The 1,148-nt window shown below is 51.5% G+C and carries 8 tRNA genes and 2 rRNA genes; all 10 read right to left on the bottom strand.

The annotated features are described in order from the left end of the window. Positions 1 to 43 precede the first annotated feature (43 nt). Positions 44 to 119: transfer RNA gene (locus IEY34_RS36185), tRNA-Val, on the bottom strand. 15 nt (positions 120 to 134) lie between these two features. Further along, positions 135 to 209, bottom strand: a tRNA-Glu gene (locus tag IEY34_RS36180). Between the two features lie 14 nt (positions 210 to 223). Further along, positions 224 to 315, bottom strand: a tRNA-Ser gene (locus IEY34_RS36175). A gap of 11 nt (positions 316 to 326) precedes the next feature. Further along, positions 327 to 400, bottom strand: a tRNA-Met gene (locus IEY34_RS36170). A gap of 29 nt (positions 401 to 429) precedes the next feature. Then, a tRNA-Ser gene (locus IEY34_RS36165) sits at positions 430 to 517 on the bottom strand. Positions 518 to 527: 10 nt separating this feature from the next. Beyond that, positions 528 to 600 (bottom strand) — tRNA-Asn (locus IEY34_RS36160). 5 nt (positions 601 to 605) lie between these two features. Beyond that, positions 606 to 681: transfer RNA gene (locus tag IEY34_RS36155), tRNA-Ala, on the bottom strand. A gap of 29 nt (positions 682 to 710) precedes the next feature. Beyond that, positions 711 to 784: transfer RNA gene (locus IEY34_RS36150), tRNA-Ile, on the bottom strand. Positions 785 to 838: 54 nt separating this feature from the next. Next, positions 839 to 955 (bottom strand): 5S ribosomal RNA (gene rrf, locus IEY34_RS36145). 111 nt (positions 956 to 1,066) lie between these two features. Continuing rightward, positions 1,067 to 1,148 (bottom strand): 23S ribosomal RNA (locus tag IEY34_RS36140); the annotation flags it as partial.

Genomic DNA, 1,148 nt, shown 5'->3' with positions numbered 1-1,148 from the left:
TCAATAAGCATATAAGTTTCATGGTCCCCGTTAAAGGGATATATGGTGGAGGCTGACGGGATCGAACCGCCGACCCTCTGCTTGTAAGGCAGATGCTCTCCCAGCTGAGCTAAGCCTCCATGGGATAAATTAGTTGGTGACCCGTAGGGGACTCGAACCCCTGTTACCTCCGTGAAAGGGAGGTGTCTTAACCACTTGACCAACGGGCCTTATGAGAAATTACTGGCGGAGAGAGAGGGATTCGAACCCTCGCACCACTTACGCAGTCTAACCCCTTAGCAGAGGGTCCCCTTATAGCCACTTGGGTATCTCTCCAATTTAATTAATAGCGGCAGAGGGGCTCGAACCCCCGACCTTACGGGTATGAACCGTACGCTCTAGCCAGCTGAGCTACGCCGCCAAGAAATCAAACTGCTATATGAAATGAGACGGAGAAGGAGGGATTCGAACCCTCGAGACGCTTGTGACGCCTACACGATTTCCAATCGTGCTCCTTCGGCCGCTCGGACACTTCTCCTAGAAAGGTACTCCCCGAACAGGACTCGAACCTGTGACAACTCGATTAACAGTCGAGTGCTCTACCAACTGAGCTATCAGGGAACATTTGGTGGAGCCAAGCGGGATCGAACCGCTGACCTCCTGCTTGCAAGGCAGGCGCTCTCCCAGCTGAGCTATGGCCCCATAACTGTTGATGATTATATAATAGTTGATGGGCCCTAGTGGACTCGAACCACCGACCTCACCCTTATCAGGGGTGCGCTCTAACCAGCTGAGCTAAGGGCCCCTATAGGATAAGCACGTACAGGGTAGCAAAAAAAATACCCACTAGGGGTAAACTGCTTGGCAACGTTCTACTCTCCCAGAACCCTGCGGTTCAAGTACCATCGACGCTGGAGGGCTTAACGGTCGTGTTCGAGATGGGAACGCGTGGGTCCCCTCCGCCATCATCACCAAACAGTCAAAGCGTGGTTTGCGCCTTGAAAACTAGATACGAAACGTGCGTAAAGTTAGGATTTCTTAGATTTGAAACTGAGAGACTTTAATCTACGATTAAAGATCCCTATATTAGGTTAAGCCCTCGACCGATTAGTATTCGTCAGCTGCATACGTTGCCGCACTTCCACCTCGAACCTATCAACCTCGTCGTC

It is taken from the genome of Paenibacillus marchantiophytorum, from assembly GCF_014640555.1.
Taxonomy (GTDB): domain Bacteria; phylum Bacillota; class Bacilli; order Paenibacillales; family NBRC-103111; genus Paenibacillus_E; species Paenibacillus_E marchantiophytorum.
The sequence above is the reverse complement of the archived record's forward strand: the minus strand, read 5'-3'. Positions and strand labels throughout refer to the sequence as shown.